The following is a 22639-nucleotide window of genomic DNA, read 5'->3' as shown; positions in this document are numbered from 1 at the left end:
CCTCTAAATTTTTATACTAAAGCTAACTGCTTTTTAGCAATTTCATCCGCAACTTTTGTCGCCGCAGCGGTCATAATATCTAGATTTCCTGAGTACTTCGGGAAATAATCTCCCGCTCCTTCAACTTCAATAAAAACAGTTACTTGTTTACCATTAAAAATTGGCTCTCCGCGTAAACGATAGCCCGGTACATAAGTTTGAACGGCTTCAACTGTTTCTTTAATAGAGGCAATAATTGCTTCTTCTTTTCCTTCTTCATCAACGAGCACATTGATTGTGTCACGCATAATAATCGGCGGTTCAGCCGGGTTTAAAATAATAATAGCTTTTCCTTTTTTCGCACGGCCAATTACCTCAATCGCATTTGACGTCGTCCGTGTAAATTCATCAATATTGGCGCGTGTACCTGGTCCAGCACTTTTACTTGAAACGGTGGCGACAATTTCAGCGTACTCTACGGAAGCCACTTTGCTAATCGCGTGAACGATTGGAATCGTCGCTTGTCCACCGCAAGTGACCATATTAATGTTGACAGCATTTAAGTGTTCATCGAGGTTTGCAGTTGGCACAACAAATGGTCCAATTGCTGCAGGCGTTAAATCAATCAACTTTTTATCAATTGATTGTAATAACTCGGCATGACGTAAATGCGCTTTCGCACTTGTTGCATCAAAAACAATATCAAATAGATTTGGATTTTCCATAAGTCCATCTATACCATTATCAAAAGTTTGATAACCACGCTCTTTTGCAAGCTTGAGCCCTTCAGATGCCGGGTCAATTCCGACCATGACACTCATTTCTAAATAAGGGCTTCGTTCGATTTTATACATTAAATCAGTGCCAATATTTCCTGAGCCGATAATACCAACTTTGTATTTTTTCATTCTTCAACCCCCTCTTTCTTATTGAAACGTTGCAGAAACTGAACCAATATGCGCGAACTCAGCTGTAAAGGTATCTCCTTTTTCGATTGGCACTGCCGCTGAAAGTGCGCCGGATAATACCATTTCTCCTGCATACAAAGAAATATCATATTTGCCCAATGCATTTGCCAACCATGCAACCGCGCGTGCAGGGTTCCCTAACACAGCTGCACCTGCGGCACTATCCAAAAACTTTCCATTTCGGTAAACAACCATGCCGATATGCGCTAAATCGACATCCTCAATATTTGTTGGTTTACCGCCCAATATTGCTCTTGCAGAAGAGCCGTTATCCGCAACCGTATCTTCAAATTTAATTTCCCAATCGCGTATGCGGCTGTCGATGATTTCAAATGCCGGGGCGATATAATCCGTCGCTTCAAGCACGTCTATCACTGTGACACCAGGACCTTTTAAATCTTTCTTCAGTACAAAAGCAATTTCGAACTCCAACTTAGGCTGGATAAAGTCTTCTAGTGATACGGTTTCACCATCAAGTAAAATCATGTCATCTAATAAATGTCCGTAATCCGGTTCATTTACTTGAAACATATTTTGCATCACTTTACTTGTTAAACCAATTTTCTTTCCAACAATGACGGAGCCCTTTTCAACTTTTTCACGAATTTGTTCTAATTGAATCGCGTAAGCTTCATCAACTGTGAGCGTTGCATAATCATCTGTCAGCGGCGAAATTGCCCGCTTACTTTTTTCAGCTTTTAATAAACGTTCGGCACTTAATTGAACAACCATACTAATTCCTCCTGTACCTTCACCCTGCTTTTGCTAGACTTATCAAAAGTAGAGGACATGCGTCACTTTTCAAGCTGTACAAGCCAACTACGCGGTCCTCTACTCGTTTATAGAACCCTCTTCTAGCTATTGTGCTTAAGAGATTGGTAAAATAATTTTTGATTCCTTATTAGGTGTTCCATATGTGAAGTATTGCTCCGGAAGGTCCCCTCCGTACCACACAATCGCTTCAGCAAGACTATCTTCCGTCCATTTAACCGGTTTCCAGTCTGGATCTTGAATTAAGTAACCCGAATCACCGAACAACTCAACTCTATTTCCGCCTGGCTCATACACATACATAAAGTACGCTTGGCTGACTCCATGCTTCGCAGGACCAGATTCAATTTCAATGCCATTTTCTGCAAATAAATCCGCTAAATCCATAAGATGTTGTGGATAACCATACCAGTAAGCAATATGGTGGAAACGGCCTTTATGTCCGCCCTGGTCAGCCATTACTGCAATTTCATGTACAAGTGGACTTACACTTAGCCAAGCCCCCAATTCAGCGCCATTATCCAAAACAACATGTTCACGTAATTTAAAGCCCAACTCATCGATCATGAAGTTTTTATTTTTCGTCACGTCGCTTGTCATCAGGTTGACATGATCCAAACGTCTTGCCGGAACCCCAATATTCGGTCTCTTCTGCGGACGGCTTTTAAGTTTTGTTTTCTGATCTTCAGGCGCCTCGTAATACTCAACATCCCAAAGCAATTCCATATTATGTCCGTCCGGTGTTTGGAATTCGTAAGCTGGACCATGGCCTAAATCTCCCTTATTCCAGCCCTTTCCATAACCGCTTTTTTCAAGTGATTGTACTCTGCGTTCTAACGCTTCTTTTGAACTTGCCCGCCACGCAGTATGTGCCATTCCTGCTTCTTTCGCTTCCGTGATTTTTAATGTATGGTGGTAAAAATCTTCATATGCTCTTAAATAGACGGATTGTCCTTGTTTTTCCGTTACTTGCAAGCCCATTAAATCTGTAAAAAACTTAACCGTTTCTTCTGGTTTTGGAGAGAATAGTTCCACGTGCGCTAACTGCGCTACATCAAAATTTGCCATTAAAAATACCCCCTAATTTTCCTTGTATATTGTCTTGCTTTTACCCCAGAGTTTGATAGTCTTGCCTACAACTTAGCACTCAAGAAACTGGCACTAAGCACCTCTTCCACTCAAGCCTTACATTTGTAAAGTCGTGTAAGAAATGTTGCTGACTGTCATATTTTTGCAAGATTACTTTTCCATCTACCACAGTGGCTGTTTGAACCCATTCTGCAACTCCCATTTTGACAAGTACCTCGTATTCACCAGAAGCCGGCAGCAAATAATAAGGGTCAATGACTATATTAAATACATCATTATTAACCCGGATTTTCCCCGCCAACTCATAAGATCTACCCAAATATTCTTCAATCAAATCCATTCTTCCAGAACAAATCAGCTTTCTAATTAATGTCGAACTGATTTTCTGGCCCTTACATCCAACTTCCTCAACTTTCAAAACATCTAATTTCCCGTCCGCATCTTCTGCCAATCTCCCCATATGCCCTTCTCCACGGTAACCATAGGTGAAATCAAAACCGGCCACGACATGTTCGACACCATATTGAAGAAGATATTCATAGACAAATTGCTTTGGCGATAGTGAGGCAAATCGCCTGTTAAATTCAACAATATAAAACTTTTCGACGCCCTTTTCATGGAGAACTTTTTGTTTCTCAGCCATTGGCATCAAATACTGGACCTTTTCACTGCCACTTAAAAGCACTTCCTTCGGATGAGGAAAAAAACTCATGCACGCGAATGTAAGTTGACGTTCTTCAGCAATTCTCTTAGCTGACTCAATTACTTCTTGGTGGCCTAAATGCATGCCATCAAAAAAGCCAAGAGCAATGACACATGATTCTGCTTTAGACGGTACAATGTTTTGCGTTGAATGATTTAAATAAATCGTTTCCAAGTATTTCTCCCCCCCGTTCAGAAATGCCTAGACAGTTTCAACTACCTTTTCTTCTTTTAAGGATCGATATTTCCCATTATAGAAAAGCAAAGGCTCGCGATCTTCTATATGAATATCTGTCACCTTTCCAATAAAGAGCGTATGATCGCCTTCTACATGTTCATTAACAACTTCGCAAGTCACTTGTGCAACTGCACCCTCTAAAACGGACTGTCCACTTAAGGTGGCAAATGAAATGTCGATGTTCTCTTTTAACTGACCCGCAAAGTTCATAGATAGAATCTGCTGATCCTCAGCTAAAATATTCACTGCGTACTTTTTACTGCTTCTAATTTTCTCCAACATATGTGCCCGATTATCTATAGACACAACGACTAATTTAGGATGAAGGGAAAGTGACATGAAAGCGTTTGCAGTCATACCGTGAACATCATCTTCCAAATCTGTCGTAATTACCGTGACACCTGAAGCAAATTTACCCATCGCTTTTCGAAATTTAAGGTCATCCATCGTAAAACCTCCTATATTCTTTAAAGTTTGACTGCTTCTTTCTCAGCTGTACTTTTCCAAGTCTCATTTGTCCAACCGTTTAAGTCATAATCACTTAACGCACTATCAACAAATGACTTATACTGATCTGCCGCACCTGTTCCTAACGCGTGGAAATAAGTTTCCAATCGAATATTTTCATGGTTTCCTCCGTAATTGACTTCATATAGTTCATGCCTTCCACCGAACTCTGTGCCAATTGCATCCCATACCATTTTCATTAACTTCACCCGATCTACTGCTTCAATATTCGTCCCGCCATAATATTTATCGAGGTATGGTCGAATATCTGGATTCAAGAAATCATTTGCACTGGATGGCAGTTGAATTAATCCGCCTGCAATGACTTGTTCAAAAATCTGTTTAACTTTTACCCAAGTCATAGGTGCTAATACACGATACGAATTTGCATAAAATCCATTAGGTACCGCTAATCCGTTTTCCTTAAATTCCGGCTCAGTCGCCATTGCTGTCGATAAGCCCCAGAACATATTTCGAAGCGCCAGTACTTCTCCAATATTCGCCTGCACACCTCTGAAATTATGCGTTCCTGCAGCCTCTGTCGCTTTTAATAGAAGACCCGACATAAAGTCTAATTTCACTGCAAGTCGTGTACATCCATGGAATGTGAAGCGATTTACAAAGCCAGACTGACTTAAGAAATTATTAGAAACTTCTACATTTCTATAAGCAAGCACATTTTCCCAAGGAATAAACACATTATCCAAAACAATAACTGCATCGTTTTCATCAAAACGGCTAGATAATGGAAAATCATATGGCGAGCCGTTCTTCATCGCATTTAACTCATAGGACTGTCTGCTAATCATTTTGACGCCTTCTGCATTCATCGGAACAAAGAAAATTAACGCATGACTTTGATCACCGCCGCCTAAATCAGTCGGGCCATAATTGGCTACAAAGTTATAATTTGTCAAAGCTGCCGCTGTCCCAACCATTTTGGCACCGCTTACAATTATTCCGTCATCTCTTTCTTTCACCGCACGAACGAACACATCTTTATTTTCGTGAAGAGGTTTTGAGCGATCCATTTGCGGATTAATAATCGTATGGTTAATAAACGGAACTTCTTTAGTCGCTTTTTTATACCATGCCCTTGCATTGTCTTCAAAGCCCTCGTAGTAATCCGCATACCCTTCCAAATGACCTGTAAAAGATGCTTTATAATCTGGGGTTCTCCCCATAAAACCAAAGTTCATTTTTGACCATTCTGCAATCGCATCTCTTGCCTCTACTAAGTCTTGTGCACTTTTAGGTGTTTTAAAAAACTTATGTGTTCGATCCCCAAATTCCGTTTCAGCAGTTAAAATCTCACTCTTTTCAGGATCATGCAAAGCATCATACATTCTTGCATAGGATTGTGCTGAATTTCGATAAGCAGGGTGTGTTGTGACGTCGTCAATCTTTTCACCATTTAGATAAACTACTCTTCCGTCTTGTAAACTTTCTAAGTACTCTTTTCCAGTTTGCATAAGTAAACTCCCCTCCATTTTATTTATTCTGAAAATTGCTACTAACCAAATAATACAAACTCTAAAAGGATAAAACAATGACAAAAACCTTCTAATAAAAATTGTTTTTCCAAACCTTTTTGTTTGTTTTCAATATTTAAATCAAAAAAATAAACCTTCATTCCTCTAGGAATGAAGGTTTATTCTTTAATATATTTAGTTAATAGGTGCGGGGCTTTATACGAAAAAAAGATTAATCCTTAACCCACTACCTGCAAATCTATACCATCTATTAATATGATAATTTGTAAGGCAAGTAATAGTTGATGCATATAGATGGGGTTACGTAAATCCTTATCAAGCATTTCCTCGATTTTAGAAATCCTATATCTTAAACCACTAAGAGAAAGACCAATATTTAATGCGGTTTGTTCTAAATTCCCGCCATTTGATAGGAAAGTATATAGTGTTTTTAATAAGTCTATTTTCTTTTCATCTAAATCTTTCAAAAGGGGTCCTAACGCATGTTCAGCAATTTGTTTAACTTCTTTTTCATTGTTTTGATTAATAAGCGGCCCTATTATGCCTAACGATTCGAATGTCACGATTTGGTTGCTACTCGTGGTCATACGAAGGGCCGTTAATGCTTCACGATAACGATCTTTTATTTTTCCGATATGTGACGAAGATTTACTAATCCCAGCAAAAAAGCGAGCCACTGTAAAATTTTCCGACAAAAATCGTAAAAAATCCTCTCTGCAGACCCGCTTGTCCATTATATTTTTTTCGGGAATTAATAGTACGACGCCATTTGCTTTATGTGTAATTAATATTCCGATATTTTTTTCGGTGAAATACTTATACGTTAATTCCAACACATTTCCGTGAAAGGCTAACTCATTTTTCAGATCTTTTTCTTTAAACTGATATTGAACTGCAATAATGCGAAATGGCTCTGACAGATCAAGGTGAATTAAGTTCCCTTTTCGTAAAATCTCTTTTTCATCCAAATATTCGCCGCGTAAAATATCTTCAAAAAAGTGTTCACGCAAACGCTGATCCGCACCAAACTTTGTTTTTTCATTTAATAGAAATAAAGAGCTTATTGAAGCAACCCTTTCTAAAAGCATTTTATGGATTTTAAGTTCTATTTTTTTATTCCCGGGATATACAAAGGAACAGTATCCTATAACTCGGTTCTGAAGAATGATAGGGGTAACAAGCCGGCTATGCTGATTTAATTTTACAAGTTCCGTATTTTGAATGAGCCGCTCTTTTTTATCAATAGCAAAATCTGTTCGTGTATTCATCAAGTAGTTCTTAAAGTCCCTATTCAGTTCATCAAGGTCCGCTTCGGGAATCCCTTTATAAGCGAGTACTTGGTGACGTTTATCCGTAATAATACCTGGTATTCCCGTTTCTTCATGGACTATATTTGCAATCGACTCCAAATTATTACCTAGCAGAATCTCCTGTGTCAACTTTTCGTGAATCAGGATACTTGTATTTAAATTCTCTCTCTCTTCTACTAGTTGTTCATATGTTTTTTCCAATTCTTGCACAATGGGCGTGTATTTATAGAAATCAAGTTCTGATTTTATTTCCTCCCCCCACCGATCCAATGATTTAGCAATCCACCGACATTCGGAATGCCCTTGCACCTCGCACGTTAATTCTTTAAATATTACCGTCTGGTTGCATATTTTCGATAAAAAGCCGCTCCCATAACCAGTGAGCGTATAACAATTTTGGTCTTTCACTATGCCAAATTGGGCAATATGTTCAACTGCCTCATAAGAATTTCTCCAAATTCCTTCCATGGAAATTGAATATTGAGCACTTTTTTCACAAACCCTGTTAACCTCTAGTTTTGTTGCTTCTACCCTCGCATTCCCTTGCATTTTGTGAAATTTTGGTCCATATAAAACTCTTTCTTCTATTGTATTTAAGTTCATCTTTAATACTTTCTCTGCATCTTTCTCACCTAACTTCCATCCATAGCGCAACAAAAAGCCTTTCACTCTATCATTCCCGATATTTTCAATCAATTCTTTCCTAAGTGTCCCAAATGCTGCTATTGAAATAATAAGTGAACGATCCTCCTGTATGAAAATAGACCCATTTTCTTTTACTTGAAGATTGTTAGTTAAAGTCAATTTATTCATAAAAACCTCCACATCCTCTAAATACTTGGGCTATTCCCCCACTTACAAGAAATAATAATCCACATTGCTATAGTTCAATACCAATAGATAGACTCTTCCGATTTAACTGAATATAATTATACAGTAAGATGATTCATTTAAACAGTATCTCTTAAATTTGTGTATTATGTACTATACTTACCAATGAGTAAAACGAGAAATACTGCGGTATACCAACTAGCAAACTTCGCTAAAAATAGCCGTAGATTCTAGACGCTACAATCAAACTTTTCATCATCTCAACAATCCTCAACAATATCTCAGAATTCCCTACTTTGTTTCTAAGTTTTTATGTCAATATTTTCGTTTAATCATTTATTCTTTTCTTCTCATTTAGTACTATTAACAGATAGGATGTTTTTTACTAAAGGGGAGAATCTAAATGTACTTAACCGTTCCCGAAACAGCTGAATATTTAGGTATGCCCGTCAGTCAAGTAACGAAGTATGTATTGGATGGTCGTATTCGTGCAGTGGATGACGGAGAGCAGTTTATGATCAATAAAGAGCAATTCAAAAATTATCACGACCACCTTGAAATCGCAAAGCAACAAATAGATGAATGGCGTAAAAACATTCTCTTGCCTGACCGCGATGTCCGGGATGAAGATTAATAAAGGGCGAAAGGCTTTACCCTTTCGCCTTGTCATTTAGTTTACCGGCATTTTGACTAACTCCTCTTAAGTAGACCTAAATGCCTACCAGACACCTCAAACCATGACTTTGCCCCCCTTTTTTGTGTTTCTATGTATAAAAATCAACTTATTTCAAATGATAAACTAGACAAGCTCAATCCTATTTTAATCACATCCATGCCTCTGTATACGCATACATAAACTATCCAAAAGTCTACTTACGACACGTAAAAATTCCAGTTGCCTATAAATATGATTGTGGTATAGTTGACAACTATGTATAGAACACCAACTATTAACAGGGGGAATTATGAAGAAAATATCAAAGGTTTTTTATATTACAATCGCGCTCATTATAGTAGCGGTCAGCTATGGTGCTATGGCGCCAGAAAGTTTTGAAGCTGTCACAACAAAAGCGAAAGATTTTGTTGCGTCAACATTCGGTTGGTACTATATGTTGCTTATGTCGTTTATGGTCGCACTCGCTATATTTTTTGTACTTAGTCCTTATGGGAAAATTCGTTTAGGAAAAGACCACGATCGTCCACAGTTTTCAACAGCCACTTGGATTGCAATGCTCTTCTCAGCAGGTATGGGAATTGGCCTTGTTTTTTACGGTGCTGCCGAACCACTATCCCACTTCGCCATTAGCCCTGCTACAGAGGCGCCAAACACAGCCGCTGCTTTTAAAGAAGGTTTAAGGCAATCGTATTTACACTGGGGACTTCATGTTTGGGCAATGTACGGTGTGATTGCGCTATCTTTAGCTTTCTTTCAATTTAGGAAAGGAGAGCCTGGTTTAATTTCAGCAACATTGAAGCCGATTTTCGGTAAAAAAATGGAGGGGCCATGGGGCATTCTCGTTGACGTATTAGCCGTCTTTGCCACATCTTTTGGTGTTGCAACATCTCTCGGCTTCGGTGCTGTTCAAATTAACGCAGGACTCAATCATCTGTTTGGGATTGAAATTGGCATTCAATCACAATTTATCATTATTGCAGTTGTCACTGTCCTTTTCATTGCATCCGCATGGTCAGGACTTAGTAGAGGAATTAAGTATTTATCTAATACAAACTTAGTTGTTGGGCTCGTTCTACTTGTCATTGTTGTCATTCTTGGGCCAACATTACTCATCTTTAATATGTTCACCGAATCTTTCGGTAGTTACGTTGCGAATTTAGTCGAAATGAGTATGCGTACTGCACCTTTGTATGAAGATAGACGCGATTGGTTAGATGGCTGGACCATCTTTTACTGGGCATGGTGGATTTCATGGGCGCCATTCGTTAGTATGTTTATCGCTCGGGTATCAAAAGGTCGAACAATTCAAGAGTTTTTAATTGGCGTACTTGTGGTACCTACTATTTTAGGTGCTTTCTGGTTTGCTGCATTTGGCTCGACTGCAATTGATATTCAAATGAATAGTCTTATTGATCTAACACAATCTAGTACGGAGTTAACGATTTTTGAGATGTTTGATGCAATGCCTTGGTCATTGTTCTTATCCATCGCAGCAATTACTTTGATCGCTTCATTCTTTATCACATCTGCGGATTCGGCAACATTCGTACTCGGTATGCAGTCGACAAATGGCTCTTTAACACCGCCAAATAACGTTAAACTTATTTGGGGACTGATCCAGTCAACCATTGCAGTTATTTTACTATCTGTTAACGGATTAACCGCATTACAAAACACAATTATTATCGCAGCATTGCCATTCTCTTTCGTATTGTTACTTATGGTCGTCTCCCTGATTAAGGCGCTTAGGGCCGAACTGTTGTTAATAAAAAGGAAAAAATGACAATCACATCTTTTCACATTGCATAAACACATAAAAACGCTTTTCATCTCAATTAATAATAGATGAAAAGCGTTTTTTCTTAACTAGTAATCAGTTCTTTTTTGCGTACACCAGCGATTCGGATAAAGTCATTGACCATTGCACTGCCTGTTGGATACATGCCAGCCCCAGGACCGACAAGCGTCAATGCACCTAAATATTCGGTTTCGACAATGATCGCATTATCCACACCGTCTATTCCATAAAAAGGATGATCAGGTCCGATTAATACTGGCGCAACACTTCCTGAAAGGTTTCCATTTTCATCAATCTCAATATCCGCAATATGACGATAATGCAAATTGGTAGCTTCTAATACATCTTCCAGCTTTATTTTATCAATGCCTTGTATGTCGATTGTCTTCCATTCAGGTTGTTTGCCAAATGCAAGTTGACTTAAGATCATTAATTTACGAAATGCATCTTTCCCACTAATATCATCCGTAGGGTCTGCTTCCGCATAGCCAAGATTTTGTGCTTCTTGAAGCGCGGCCTTAAACGATAATCCTTCTTTTCTCATTTTCGTTAAAATAAAGTTCGATGTCCCGTTTAAAATTCCTTGGATTCGATGCACACGGTCACCTGTTAACAAGTTTTTTACCGTTTGTATGATGGGAACGCCTCCAGCAGTTGTGGCTTCAAAACCGATGTGTCCCCCTTTTTCTTCTGCTTGCTGCAATAATGCAGGACCATGAGTCGCGAACATTGTTTTGTTTGCTGTAATGACGTCATACCCTTTGGCAATTGCTTCAGATAAATACGTATACGCCGGTTCTTCTCCAACAATTGCTTCGAAAACTATATCAAGTTGTGGCTGACCAAAGACCTCCCGAATATCATCTGTTACTTGAACACCAGGTGTTGAAATTCTTTTTTTGGCTATATCTCGTACCAAAATCGTAGCAATTTCAATTGTAAAACCTGTCTGTTGTTCAATTTCTTTCTTTTTTTCATTAATAATTCGGTAAATGCCTTCACCTACCGTACCGAAGCCAAGTATTGCGGCTTTGATTGTCGGCATGTTGCCACCTCCATAGATTGCCTAATAAAAATTCCCCACTTGTTAAATTCCGTTAAAAATCCGTCATGACCAAACTCAGAATTAATGAGACAAAACGATGCATCTGGCAGTAGATGCGAAAATGAACGAATCGTTTCAGGTGGGTAAATTAAATCATGTGTAAAACCAATCAACACGGTTTTCGCTTGAATCAATTTAGCACTTGCAGCGATACCGCCGCGCCCTCTTCCAATATCATGCGTATTTAATGCACGCAATAACGTACAGTAACTATTCGGATCAAAATGTCCTGTAATCTTTTTGCCTACATGATGCAAATAAGATTCTACTTCATATCCGCCTTGCTCTGATGCCTTACGTGCAAATCGTTCATTAAATAAATGATCTGAACGGTACGTTACCATTCCTGCCATTCGAGCTGTTTCAAAACCTTTTACTTTCGTCGCATCTTTATAATAACCGCCCGCATATTCTTCATCACTTTCAATGGCATGTAAGCCAATGCAATTAAAGGCAATGCCATATGCGCTTAAGGACGGTGTGACAGCAATTGGAATGAGTAAATCCATATCATCAGGGTACATAACGCCCCATTCGAGTACGCGCATCCCGCCTAAAGAACCGCCTATTACGGTATGCAACCGTTCAATTCCTAGAATAGTAAGGGCTTTTCTTTCTGCATGGACCATATCCCGTATTGTAATATCTGGGAAATTGGCCCGGTAAGGTTCTTTCGTATGCGGATGAAGCGTTAAAGGTCCCGTTGACCCATTACATCCACCAAGCACATTGAAAGAAATGACTGAATACGTATCTGTATCAATGCTTTTCCCCTTACCAATTAACCCATTCCACCAACCAGGGCGTACTTCATCCCCGATGGTGCGATGGTTCCCTGTTAAAGCATGACAAGCTAGTACGATTGGGGAATTATCTTTTCGAGCCCATTCATAAGCGAGATGGACTTGGTCGAGAACAATCCCAGACTCTAACGTTAATCTCCCGATGTTTACAGTTCCCGTCTCTACCAAAGTCCTCATCTCCTGTTTTCTCATTTCCTTACTTTGCACCCACTGGCACTGCTTTTTCAATTGCTTGTGCAAGGTCAGCAATAATATCTTCTGTCGACTCTAAACCTACAGCTAGACGGATTAACTCTTCAGAAACGCCTGATTTTTTCAAATCCTCAGGACCTAACTGCTGGTGGGTTGTCGAAGCCGGGTGGATAATAAGTGACTTCGCATCTCCAACGTTTGCAACGTGAGACCAAATTTTCACATTATCAATGACTTTACGTCCCGCTTCACGTCCGCCTTTAATACCGAAGTTTACAATTGAGCCAACACCATTTTTCAAGTATTTCTTGCTCGCTTCATAGGACGGATGATCTTCCAGTCCATTGTAAGTAACCCATTCAACAGATGGATGGCTTTGTAGGTACTTTGCAATTTCAAGTGCATTCTCACAATGTTTTGGATAGCGTAAATGCAATGTTTCTAAACCTTGTAAGAAATTAAATGCATTGTCCGGGCTTAAGCAAGGTCCGAAATCACGTAATAGTTGAACACGTAACTTTGTTGCAAATGCTGCATTAGGTACATCAATACCGTAACGGAGTCCATGATATGTCTCGTCTGGCTCCGTAAATCCAGGGAACTTCCCTTTTGTCCAGTCAAACTTACCGCCATCAACTACAACACCGCCGATTGACGTACCATGGCCGCCAATCCACTTTGTTGCCGAATGAATAACAACGTCTGCGCCAAATTCAATTGGATTGCTGCCGTATGGCGTTGAAAATGTACTGTCAATGAGAAGCGGAATATCGTTGTCATGTGCAACTTCAGCAACTGCTTCAATATCTAAAACGTGCAGACTTGGATTCGCAATCGACTCTGCAAAAATAGCTTTCGTTTTGTCTGTAATTGCCTTGCGGAAGTTTTCCGGGTCTGTTGCATCAACAAATTTTACATCGATACCGTAGCGGGGCAATGTCACTGCGAATAAATTGTACGTTCCGCCATATAAATTTTCAGCTGCAAGAATCTCATCGCCAGCCTCTGCAATGTTCATAATTGCAAAAGCAATTGCTGCCATTCCGGAAGATAGTGCAACTGCAGCAGTTCCCTTTTCTAGTTGTGCAACTCGCTGTTCGAATGCATCAACTGTAGGGTTTGTAATACGTGTATAAATATTGCCAGCTTCTTTTAAGCCGAATAAGTTTTGTGCGTGTTCTGTATTTTTGAAAACAAAAGAAGTCGTGCGATGTATTGGCAATGCGCGTGATCCTGTGATTGGGTCAGGTTCTTGACCACCGTGTAATAGTAGTGTTTCAGGTTGATAGTTTGTCATGATTCATTACCTCCAGAATTTTATTGATGGAAGTGCATGGACGATGGGGGGAATTTTATGTATAAAAAAGAACCCCCTTCATAAAGAAGAGGGTTCCGCTTTCGCTTAATTCCTCCTCTCATCTCTCAGACCGTTTGCACGAATCTGTAGGAATTAGCACCTTTGCAAGTAGGTCACTTGCTGGTTGCCGGGCATCGTAGGGCCTATTCCCTCCGCCGCTCTTGATAAGAGTTAAATGATTCTGATTTCCATCTTGTTAAACAGTATAAGACTGATTAGATAGAAAAGTCAAGCGTTTTTTTAAATTAAAAATCTAACCAAATTTTAATTGCGGTAGATAATATTAATATCGCAAGAATCCATTGTAAAATCTTCGTATTCATTTTTTGGCCAACTTTCGCTCCTAATGGAGAAGCAATGATACTCGCAACGATCATAATTGCTGCCGGTACATATAAGACTTGGCCTGTTGCAACTTTTCCAATCGTTGAGCCAATCGACGAAATAAATGTGATGCCAAGTGAAGTAGCAATCGTCATACGCGTTGGAATCTTTAAAACGACCAACATTATTGGCACTAGAATAAATGCGCCTGCTGCCCCAACAATTCCCGCGCCAATCCCAACTATAAAGGCTAATGAAGAAGCTAACCATTTGTTGAATGTTATTTCGCCGTCCGGATGCTGATCAACATCCTTCTTAGGAATAAACATCATAATCGCAGCAATTGTCGCCAACACACCATATACGGAATTAATGGCTCCTTCAGAAAGGAGGTTTGAACCGTATCCTCCGATAAAACTACCAACTAAAATACTGCCGCCCATATAGAGAATAAGGCGCATATTAATATAACCACTTTTACGGTATGCCCAAACACCAGCAATCGTTGCAAAGAACACTTGAATTGCACTAATTCCTGCAACTTCATGGGATGTAAATGCGGCAAAGCCAAGAAGTGGCGGGATATAAAGCAGCATCGGATATTTAATAATCGAGCCGCCAATCCCGACCATTCCTGAAATAAAGGACCCAATAAAGCCAATTAGAAAGACAACGATAATTAACGTAATGTCCATGGCATTATCCCTTCTTAATCCAAAATGTGAATACGCCGTCCTCTTCCTTTTGTTCTAATAGTTCATGCCCGCCAGATTTCGACCATGCAGCTAAATCCGCCACTGAGCCCTTATCCGTTGTATAGATTTCTAACACTTCACCTTCTGCCATTTCTTTCATCGTATTTCTTGCTCTTACGACCGGCATTGGACAAGCTAACCCTTTTGCATCTAATTTCTTTGTAACGTTCATTTATATCTACTCCTTTATGAATTAAAATTTTCGATTATTATGGGGGAAAATTGAACTTAAATGCTTACCTAATCGCACAACGATTCGGGCCAATTTCCATTTCACGCTGCGTTGCTTCGTCTGGATTAATCAATCCCATATTGGTTTTTCGAATATCTTCGTATGCATTCGGTTGAGGTGGTAAATTACCTGTCACAATCTGTCTAAATTCAGCCTCATCCTCAATCTGCAATCCATGGTTTTCTTCAAATAATGTCCCTAATTTTTCTTCTACACTACCGTCATCATTAAGTTCTTCTATAATCATAAAGTGCGCTGGTAATACGATTAGGTCATCCGCTAGTTTTGTATAGCGTTCGTATAATGTTTCTCGTAAATCGCTGACCCAATCTTCCGCCAATCCTGCAAGGTCTGGTCTACCAATGGAATCGATAAATAAAATGTCACCAGTCAATAAATACTGATCGTCGATAATGAAAGATGTTGACCCAATCGTATGTCCTGGAGAGTAGATTGGTTGAATCGTAATTTTCGTATGGCCAATCGTAATATCCGTATTTTCTAGCAATGCTTCATAAGAAAAAGTGACTTGCTCTGCATCTTTTGGAGGTAACCAATAGTTACCGTTTACGGCTTCTGCAATTGCCCTTCCACCTGAAATATGGTCAGCATGCAAATGCGAATCAATGGCATTCGTGATTTTCACATTTAGATTTTCGGCGAAATCCAGAAAGACATCTGTCATTCTCGTTGCGTCAATGACTGCAGCTTCCCCGTTTGAAACGACCATATAAGATAAGCAACCTTTACCGATCCGAACGAATTGATACAATTCACCGCCGCCATTTAAATCACCAATCTTCACTGGCTCTAAGTGCTCACTCCAAGTTCCCATTCCGCCAGAAAGATAACGAGCCTTCTTACCTGCCTCCGCTAGCATCTCCGCGATCATAATAGAGGATTGCTCTTTTGCACAAACAACAACCACTTCATTGCTTGGCAATTGATCGATAATTTCTTCAACACCGTCCAGCAAATCGAAATACGGAATGTTAAGCGAGACAACATTTTCGCCTTCGATTTTCCAATCAGCAAATGCATCTTCATTTCTAACGTCTAAAATAAATACATTTTCTTTTTGAATTACTTTTTTCGCCATTTCAGCAGCTGTCATTGATTGAACTGTCATTGAATAAATCCTCCTATTCGTTTTTTTCTATCGTCCCGTTCCATTCACTCATACCAGGAACGACATTATAAACATTTGAAAATCCTGCTTCTGTTAACTTCTTCGCAACAAGGTCACTGCGATTTCCTGTTCGACAAATGACGTAAACATCACTTGATTGATCCACTTGGTTCATTTGCTCATCTACTGTATTGAGCGGCATTGACTTTGCGCTTGGAATATGGCCAAATGCGTATTCTGCCTCTTCTCGAACGTCAAGCAGTACGATATTTTGTTCGGATTCTAACAAAGATGCCAATTGTTCGTTTGACACGACATGCGGAAATCTCTCTTCCTTTTCCTCGGCTTCATTCGCTTTTCGTAAATAGTGTCTAAGCACTCCGCCTTCCTCAACGGTGCCGATATATTCATGCCCTGCACTTTTTGCCCAAGCTTTTAAATCAGCTGTTGACCCTTTATCTGTTGCAGCGACTTCAACCACGCTTCCTGGCGTTACATCATTCAACGCTTTTCTCGTTTTAACGATTGGCATAGGACACGCTAATCCCTTTGCATCAATTTGGTAATCTGAATGAATCAACTTAACCTCTCCTTTACGTATACTAGTACGGGTATAATAATGAGTAAAAAAATTAGATAAATAAGTTTACATTTCCATCTTCGGCTTCACCTAAATAAGCGGCGACACCTGCATATTCAATTTTCTCTAGCAACTCTTCCTGTTGAAGACCTAGTAAATCCATTGTCATCGTACATGCAACAAGATTCACTTCTAATTCTTGTGCCATGTCAATTAATTGTGGAAGAGTCATCGCATTATGCTTGTTAATCACATGTTTAATCATTTTCGGACCCATCCCGGCAAAGTTCATTTTAGAAATGCCCATTTTGTCAGCACCACGCGGCATCATTTTGCCAAACATTTTTTCCAAAAATCCTTTTTTCACAGGAACTTGCTGATCTTTTCTAAGCGCATTTAATCCCCAAAATGTATGAAAAATCGTTACTTCATGATCATACGCAGCAGCACCGTTCGCGATAATATATGCCGCCATTGCTTTATCATAGTCGCCGCTAAATAACACAATGGTTGTTTTTTTCTTTTCCGTCACTGTTCATCTTCTCCTTTACCCACAAGGGTATAATAGTAAATAAAACACCGTCACGTTACACCTACCCCTATAGGTATATTATAGGGTAAAAAAATATACCAATTTAATTGAGATCATTATCAAGGTTTTGTACTAGTAAAACGAGTACAAAACCTAAGTTATTTATCGACTTTTCACTAATAAATCGACCGCTTCTTTGACAATGTCTTCTTGCGTTCTAGTTTCTGAATCCTCCATTTGGCGAATACATTCAACTAAATTGGCACTCACTATGACGCCTATTGTACGGTCAATCGCCGTTCTTGACGCAGATAATTGAGTAATTACATCTTTACAGTCTTTATTTTCTTCCATCATACGCAAAATCCCTTTGATTTGGCCTTCAATTCTCTTTAATCGATTTTTTACTTTGTCATCGTATTCCATCATTATTCCTCCCTCCAGTAAAACTTGTACCCTTATCATATACCCCCTATAGTATATTGTCAAATAATAAAGTTGTGTTTCTTTTATTTTTCACATTTAAGTGGTATATGATGCAGGTGCAAACCATTTTAATATAATAAAAAGGCATCCAATTAGCCGATTGGATGCCTTTAGTTTAATTACTTATTTTCATTAAATACCTTTTTTATAACGTTAACGATAAAATCTACATCTTCATCTGTACATGAAAGAGGCGGACTTAGGGCGATAACATTATTAAAACCTGCAACTGTATCGCCGTTCCTACCAACAATTAACCCATTCGCCTTACAATCTCCCATAAGCTTTGCAATGCGTTCATTTGATGCTGGTTCACGGGTCTCTTTGTTTTCGACAACTTCAATCCCAAGTAAAAATCCGAGTCCACGGATTTCCCCAACGTTAGGGTGATCCTTCAATTCAGCCAATTCATTTTGCAATCGATTCCCGAGCTCAACTGAACGATCAAATAAATTTTCTCGCTCCATAATTTCGATATTTTTCAGTGCTAGGGCACAAGCTGCGGGGTTTCCACCAAATGTATTAATATGGCGAAGGTGACTATTTTCTTCCCCTGTATCAAACTTTTCATAAATTTCTTTTCGTACCGCCGTCACCGATAGTGGTAAATAAGCGCTCGTAAGCCCTTTTGCCATTGTAACGATATCTGGTTTTAATTTGTAGTGTTGGTGACCAAAAGCTTTCCCTGTTCGTCCGAATCCGCAGATCACTTCATCGATAATGAGTAGAACACCGTGACGATTACAAATCTCTTGTACTTTTTCTAGATAAATAGGATGTGGAACAAGAACCCCACCACCTGTAATTATTGGTTCCATAATAATGCCGGCAATTGTCTCTTTTTGTTCCCAAATAATTTTCTGTTCAAATTCCTCGGCACGTTGAATATTATACTCTTCTACAGATTGACCTGCAGGGCGACGATAATTATCCGGCGGTGCAACATGTAAAAAGCCCGGCGCAAGCGGTTCATATTTATATTTGCGTAATGCTTGACCAGTCGCCGCTAATGCCCCCATAGAACTTCCATGGTATGCACGATAACGAGAGATAAACTTATAGCGCGATGGCTCACCATTTTGTTGATGATATTGTCTCGCTAGTTTAAAGGCAACCTCATTCGCATCCGACCCACTATTGGAGTAAATGATTTTATAATCATCCCCAAGTAATTCATTTAACTTTTCCGCCAACAAAATTGCAGGCTCATGACTTTGTGTCATCGGTACGTAGGGCATTTTCTTTAACTGTTCATAGGCAACCTCCGCCAATTCCTCTCGTCCATAGCCAACATTAACCGCCCAGAGACCTGACATTCCGTCCAGATAACGATTTCCTTCATGGTCTGTAATCCATGCCCCTTCTGCACTTTCCCAAACCATTGGAGGATTCTTTTCGTTATAAGCAGAAATATGGTGCCAAACGTTTTCACGGTCTTTCTTAACCAACGATTCTGTTCCAGTTTCTACAATTGTCATTTTATAATCTCCCTTCTTTTAATGGCGTGCTGTTAACATTTTCTTTCTTGTGTAGAACTCAATGCCGTCTTTTCCATTTGCATGGAGGTCACCATAAAAAGATTTTTTATACCCAGAGAATGGGAAAAATGCCATCGGCGCAGGAACCCCTAGGTTGACTCCAAGCATACCCGCATCAATTTCTTCTCTAAATTGGCGAATCGCCTTTGCACTGTCTGTATATAAACAAGCGCCATTTGCAAATTCTGACTGATTGGCCAAGATAATCGCTTCGTCCAATGTTTCAACTCTTACAACCGATAAAACCGGTGCAAAAATCTCCTCTTTCCATATCTTCATTTCCTTCGTAACATGATCGAAAATCGTGGGCCCGACGAAATATCCGCCTTCCGAAGAAGATTCATCTTTACGTCCGTCGCGTAATAGTTTTGCACCTTCTTCTACTCCAGACTCGATATACCCTATCGTTTTATCCTTATGGGAATCTCTAATAACAGGACCAAGGAATATGCCTTTCTCTAGCCCATTTCCAATCGTCATTTGATTCGCCTCTTCTACTAATCTATCGACGAGTTCATCTGCAATATCACCAACCGCAACAACTACCGCACAAGCCATACATCTTTCACCTGCAGAACCAAATGCTGCGTTAATGATATTCGTTACTGTTAAATCCATATCCGCGTCAGGCATAACAATTGAATGATTTTTTGCCCCCGCGAGTGCTTGCACCCGTTTACCATGTGATGTACCCGTTTTATAAACATATTCTGCAACAGGCTGTGAGCCGACAAAAGATACCGCCGGGATATCCGGATGACTTAAAATCCCGTTAACGATATCATGTGCACCATGCACAATGTTAAATACCCCTTCTGGTAATCCAGCTTCTTGCAACAGCTCAGCCAATCGATTCGCCAAAAGCGGTGTTCTTTCTGATGGCTTCAATATAAATGTATTTCCACTTGCAATTGCGAGTGGGAACATCCAACAAGGAACCATCATTGGGAAGTTAAATGGTGTAATTCCACCGACTACCCCTAACGGATAACGATACATCCCTGATTCGATATCAGTCGCAATATCTGGCAGTTGTTGTCCCATTAGGAGAGATGGTGTACCTGTTGCAAATTCAACACATTCAATGCCTCTAAGCACTTCACCGTATGCTTCATTATAATTTTTACCATTTTCTATTGTAATGAGCTTCGCAAGCTCATCCCAGTTCTCTGTTAATAATTGATGATATTTATATAGAATTCTTGAACGTTGCGGAGACGGAACCTTTTTCCACTTAGCAAATGCTTTTTTCGCCGCCGCCACCGCTTTCTCTAAATCTTCGCTCGTTGAAATTGGTACTTCTGCTATTATTTCTCCTGTTGCCGGATTAGGAACCTCTTCATACTTAGTTGTCGTTGACTTTACCCATTGTCCACCAATAAAATTTGAAAGTGTTTGCTTTTCAGTCGCTAAAATACTCAATGCAATTCCTCCTTTATTCATACCCTTGCCAACGAATTCGATATTCGATATACTTCACTTTATATAATACAAATATTTTAAATATTTTTCATTTTACATAATGTGAAATCATTTGCTCGATAGTTTAACGTTTTGAAGGAGGCACCGCTGTGAATGAGTTAAAGTTAACCGTACAAGATGTACTACAACGTAAATCGTTTCAATGTGCAAAAGTTATCGCTGGAAAAGCCGGTTTAAATCGGCAAGTGAAATGGTCACATATATTAGAAACAAAAGATTTCGAATCACTTATTAACGGTGGGGAACTTATTTTAACAACTGGAGTGGGGCTGCAACTTGACCGTTCCTCTCAACTACTCTACGTGAAAAAACTCATCGAAAAAGAAGTAGCTGCAATTTGTATAGAAATAGGTCCTCATTTTTCAGAAATCCCAACTGAAATTATTAAACTAGCAAATGAACATGATTTTCCGATTATTGCTTTCGAAGAAATTGTTAAATTTGTCGACATTACACAAGATTTGCATACACATATCATCAATCAACACCATGAAATGCTCTCACAACTTGATACACTATCCCGTAAATTTATTTCACTGTCATTGACGCACAATGGGATTTTGAAAATACTTCAAGAACTCCATAAACTTTTCCAACAAAATGCCTTTTTTATTGATAAACACTTAAAACCTTATTATTATCCTTCGGAAAGTAAAGAAATGGTAGGGTCTGTTCACAAACTTATCGAACATGAGCTTATCTATACGAACACACAAAAAATTATCTCGATGCATGGGTATTCCTATGCTTTTATGCCAGTCCGAGGTCTTGGACAAACATGGGGATATTTATGTTTGCGGTTTTCTGAACCTTATGCTGAAGACTTTTTATTTCTTTTATTGGATCGTGCTGCACTTAGCATTGCTCAAATTTTGCTTCGTAATCGTACAATAGAAGAGCGTAAACAAAACATGGAAGATGAACTAGTTCGAAATTTACTAAATGGACGATCCTGTGATGAAGCTGACTTACACACGTATTTGCCTACACCCAGCAAAAATATGTATTATCGTATCTTTGTCATTCAGTTAAACACGCATGATATGAACATCAACGAAGAAGACTGGGAGGAAATAAAACTCCAAAGATCTATGACGATACGCGCGCTCTTTAAACAAAATGGATTTTTCCCGGCAGTTTCAGTTAGAAAAAATGAAACTGCAGTGATTGCGTCATTTCTTTCAACTGAACAGTTATGCGGGGAAACAGATAGGTTTACGCAAATTATTAAAGAGATTAATCGCGTAGCCAAAAACAATTTTTCCGATGAAAATATATGCACTTTTGGAATTAGCGCTGTTTATCAAAACAACTCAGATGTGATGACAGGTTATGATGAAGCAAGGAAAGTAATAGCACTGCAAGAAACAGAAATTACGAATACCTATTTTTATGAAAGTCTTGGTGTCTATAGACTGCTACTCATATTAAAAGAAAGTAATCACCTTGAGACATACGTTAAAGAATACCTATCACCCGTTATCGATTACGACCGCGAGACAGATAGCAATTTATTCGAAACGCTTGCTGTTTACCTTGAATGCAGTGGTTCAAAGAAAGAAACATCAGAGCGGTTATTTATCGTCAGGCAAACCTTGTACCATCGATTGGAAAGATTAGAGACACTTATTGGAAAAGACTTTATGAAACCGCCGAACCGGTTGGCATATGAAGTTGCGATAAAAGCGCACGAACTATTGAAGAATGATTCTAAACCGAATTAATCAACAATAAATCCGTCATCGCCCACAAAAGGGATGAC

General features: G+C 39.3%; 21 protein-coding genes and 1 riboswitch. Of the genes, 3 read left to right on the top strand and 18 right to left on the bottom strand.

The window, feature by feature from the left end; translation table 11 throughout:
• Positions 1-11: 11 nt before the first annotated feature.
• From AB1H92_RS01100 to AB1H92_RS01070, 7 genes are all read right to left on the bottom strand, one after another.
• On the bottom strand, positions 12-887 hold the full coding sequence (locus AB1H92_RS01100) for an acetaldehyde dehydrogenase (acetylating) (RefSeq protein WP_115359766.1): 876 nt from the start codon (positions 885-887) through the stop codon (positions 12-14).
• Between the two features lie 18 nt (positions 888-905).
• Positions 906-1679 carry a 2-keto-4-pentenoate hydratase gene (locus tag AB1H92_RS01095; RefSeq protein WP_115359765.1) on the bottom strand — a complete coding sequence of 258 codons (774 nt, stop codon included), beginning with the start codon at positions 1677-1679 and terminating at the stop codon, positions 906-908.
• Positions 1680-1814: 135 nt separating this feature from the next.
• A complete protein-coding gene (locus AB1H92_RS01090) occupies positions 1815-2786 on the bottom strand; it encodes a catechol 2,3-dioxygenase (protein WP_075526296.1) in 972 nt (323 codons plus the stop codon).
• 79 nt (positions 2787-2865) lie between these two features.
• Positions 2866-3684, bottom strand: a complete 819-nt coding sequence (locus tag AB1H92_RS01085) for an FAD synthetase family protein (RefSeq protein ID WP_115359764.1) — start codon at positions 3682-3684, stop codon at positions 2866-2868.
• A 27-nt stretch (positions 3685-3711) separates the two neighbouring features.
• Entirely contained in the window at positions 3712-4194 is a 483-nt protein-coding gene (locus AB1H92_RS01080) for a flavin reductase family protein (RefSeq protein WP_115359763.1), read from the bottom strand.
• A gap of 20 nt (positions 4195-4214) precedes the next feature.
• On the bottom strand, positions 4215-5726 hold the full coding sequence (locus tag AB1H92_RS01075; RefSeq protein WP_115359762.1) for a 4-hydroxyphenylacetate 3-hydroxylase family protein: 1512 nt from the start codon (positions 5724-5726) through the stop codon (positions 4215-4217).
• Between the two features lie 239 nt (positions 5727-5965).
• Positions 5966-7870, bottom strand: coding sequence for a XylR N-terminal domain-containing protein (locus AB1H92_RS01070; RefSeq protein WP_115359761.1), 1905 nt, complete (start codon positions 7868-7870; stop codon positions 5966-5968).
• Positions 7871-8291: 421 nt separating this feature from the next.
• On the opposite strand from AB1H92_RS01070, the gene AB1H92_RS01065 reads away from it, so the two are divergent.
• Entirely contained in the window at positions 8292-8522 is a 231-nt protein-coding gene (locus AB1H92_RS01065) for an excisionase family DNA-binding protein (RefSeq protein WP_115359760.1), read from the top strand.
• 331 nt (positions 8523-8853) lie between these two features.
• The gene (locus tag AB1H92_RS01060; protein ID WP_115359759.1) at positions 8854-10347 is read left to right on the top strand and encodes a BCCT family transporter; all 1494 of its coding nucleotides are present in this window, start codon (positions 8854-8856) and stop codon (positions 10345-10347) included.
• Between the two features lie 79 nt (positions 10348-10426).
• Here AB1H92_RS01060 and AB1H92_RS01055 read toward each other — a convergent pair whose 3' ends face one another.
• From AB1H92_RS01055 to AB1H92_RS01005, 11 genes are all read right to left on the bottom strand, one after another.
• Positions 10427-11407 carry a homoserine dehydrogenase gene (locus AB1H92_RS01055; RefSeq protein ID WP_115359758.1) on the bottom strand — a complete coding sequence of 327 codons (981 nt, stop codon included), beginning with the start codon at positions 11405-11407 and terminating at the stop codon, positions 10427-10429.
• Positions 11365-12438 carry a homoserine O-acetyltransferase gene (locus AB1H92_RS01050; protein WP_243835620.1) on the bottom strand — a complete coding sequence of 358 codons (1074 nt, stop codon included), beginning with the start codon at positions 12436-12438 and terminating at the stop codon, positions 11365-11367. Before AB1H92_RS01050 ends, AB1H92_RS01055 begins: the two co-directional genes overlap by 43 nt.
• A gap of 28 nt (positions 12439-12466) precedes the next feature.
• A complete protein-coding gene (locus tag AB1H92_RS01045; RefSeq protein WP_115359756.1) occupies positions 12467-13759 on the bottom strand; it encodes an O-acetylhomoserine aminocarboxypropyltransferase/cysteine synthase family protein in 1293 nt (430 codons plus the stop codon).
• 115 nt (positions 13760-13874) lie between these two features.
• Positions 13875-13990: riboswitch (SAM riboswitch) on the bottom strand.
• 74 nt (positions 13991-14064) lie between these two features.
• On the bottom strand, positions 14065-14838 hold the full coding sequence (locus AB1H92_RS01040; protein ID WP_115359755.1) for a sulfite exporter TauE/SafE family protein: 774 nt from the start codon (positions 14836-14838) through the stop codon (positions 14065-14067).
• A 4-nt stretch (positions 14839-14842) separates the two neighbouring features.
• Positions 14843-15070, bottom strand: a complete 228-nt coding sequence (locus AB1H92_RS01035) for a sulfurtransferase TusA family protein (RefSeq protein WP_115359754.1) — start codon at positions 15068-15070, stop codon at positions 14843-14845.
• A gap of 64 nt (positions 15071-15134) precedes the next feature.
• Positions 15135-16259 carry an MBL fold metallo-hydrolase gene (locus tag AB1H92_RS01030; protein ID WP_115359753.1) on the bottom strand — a complete coding sequence of 375 codons (1125 nt, stop codon included), beginning with the start codon at positions 16257-16259 and terminating at the stop codon, positions 15135-15137.
• 13 nt (positions 16260-16272) lie between these two features.
• Positions 16273-16839: a sulfurtransferase TusA family protein gene (locus AB1H92_RS01025; protein WP_370475224.1), complete on the bottom strand. Its 567-nt coding sequence runs from the start codon at positions 16837-16839 to the stop codon at positions 16273-16275.
• A 52-nt stretch (positions 16840-16891) separates the two neighbouring features.
• Positions 16892-17371 (bottom strand): DsrE/DsrF/DrsH-like family protein, encoded by a 480-nt coding sequence (locus AB1H92_RS01020; protein WP_115359752.1) that lies wholly within the window; start codon positions 17369-17371, stop codon positions 16892-16894.
• A 162-nt stretch (positions 17372-17533) separates the two neighbouring features.
• Positions 17534-17797, bottom strand: a complete 264-nt coding sequence (locus AB1H92_RS01015; RefSeq protein WP_115363990.1) for a metal-sensitive transcriptional regulator — start codon at positions 17795-17797, stop codon at positions 17534-17536.
• Positions 17798-17976: 179 nt separating this feature from the next.
• Positions 17977-19335, bottom strand: coding sequence for an aspartate aminotransferase family protein (locus tag AB1H92_RS01010; protein ID WP_115359751.1), 1359 nt, complete (start codon positions 19333-19335; stop codon positions 17977-17979).
• Between the two features lie 18 nt (positions 19336-19353).
• Positions 19354-20817 (bottom strand): CoA-acylating methylmalonate-semialdehyde dehydrogenase, encoded by a 1464-nt coding sequence (locus tag AB1H92_RS01005; RefSeq protein WP_311157248.1) that lies wholly within the window; start codon positions 20815-20817, stop codon positions 19354-19356.
• A 149-nt stretch (positions 20818-20966) separates the two neighbouring features.
• Between AB1H92_RS01005 and AB1H92_RS01000 the strand changes: the two genes are divergently transcribed.
• Positions 20967-22601 (top strand): PucR family transcriptional regulator, encoded by a 1635-nt coding sequence (locus AB1H92_RS01000; protein WP_115359749.1) that lies wholly within the window; start codon positions 20967-20969, stop codon positions 22599-22601.
• Positions 22602-22639: the final 38 nt, after the last annotated feature.

This window comes from Sporosarcina pasteurii (assembly GCF_041295575.1).
In the GTDB taxonomy this organism is placed as follows: Bacteria; Bacillota; Bacilli; order Bacillales_A; family Planococcaceae; genus Sporosarcina; species Sporosarcina pasteurii.
This window is presented reverse-complemented; position numbering and strand designations above follow the sequence as displayed.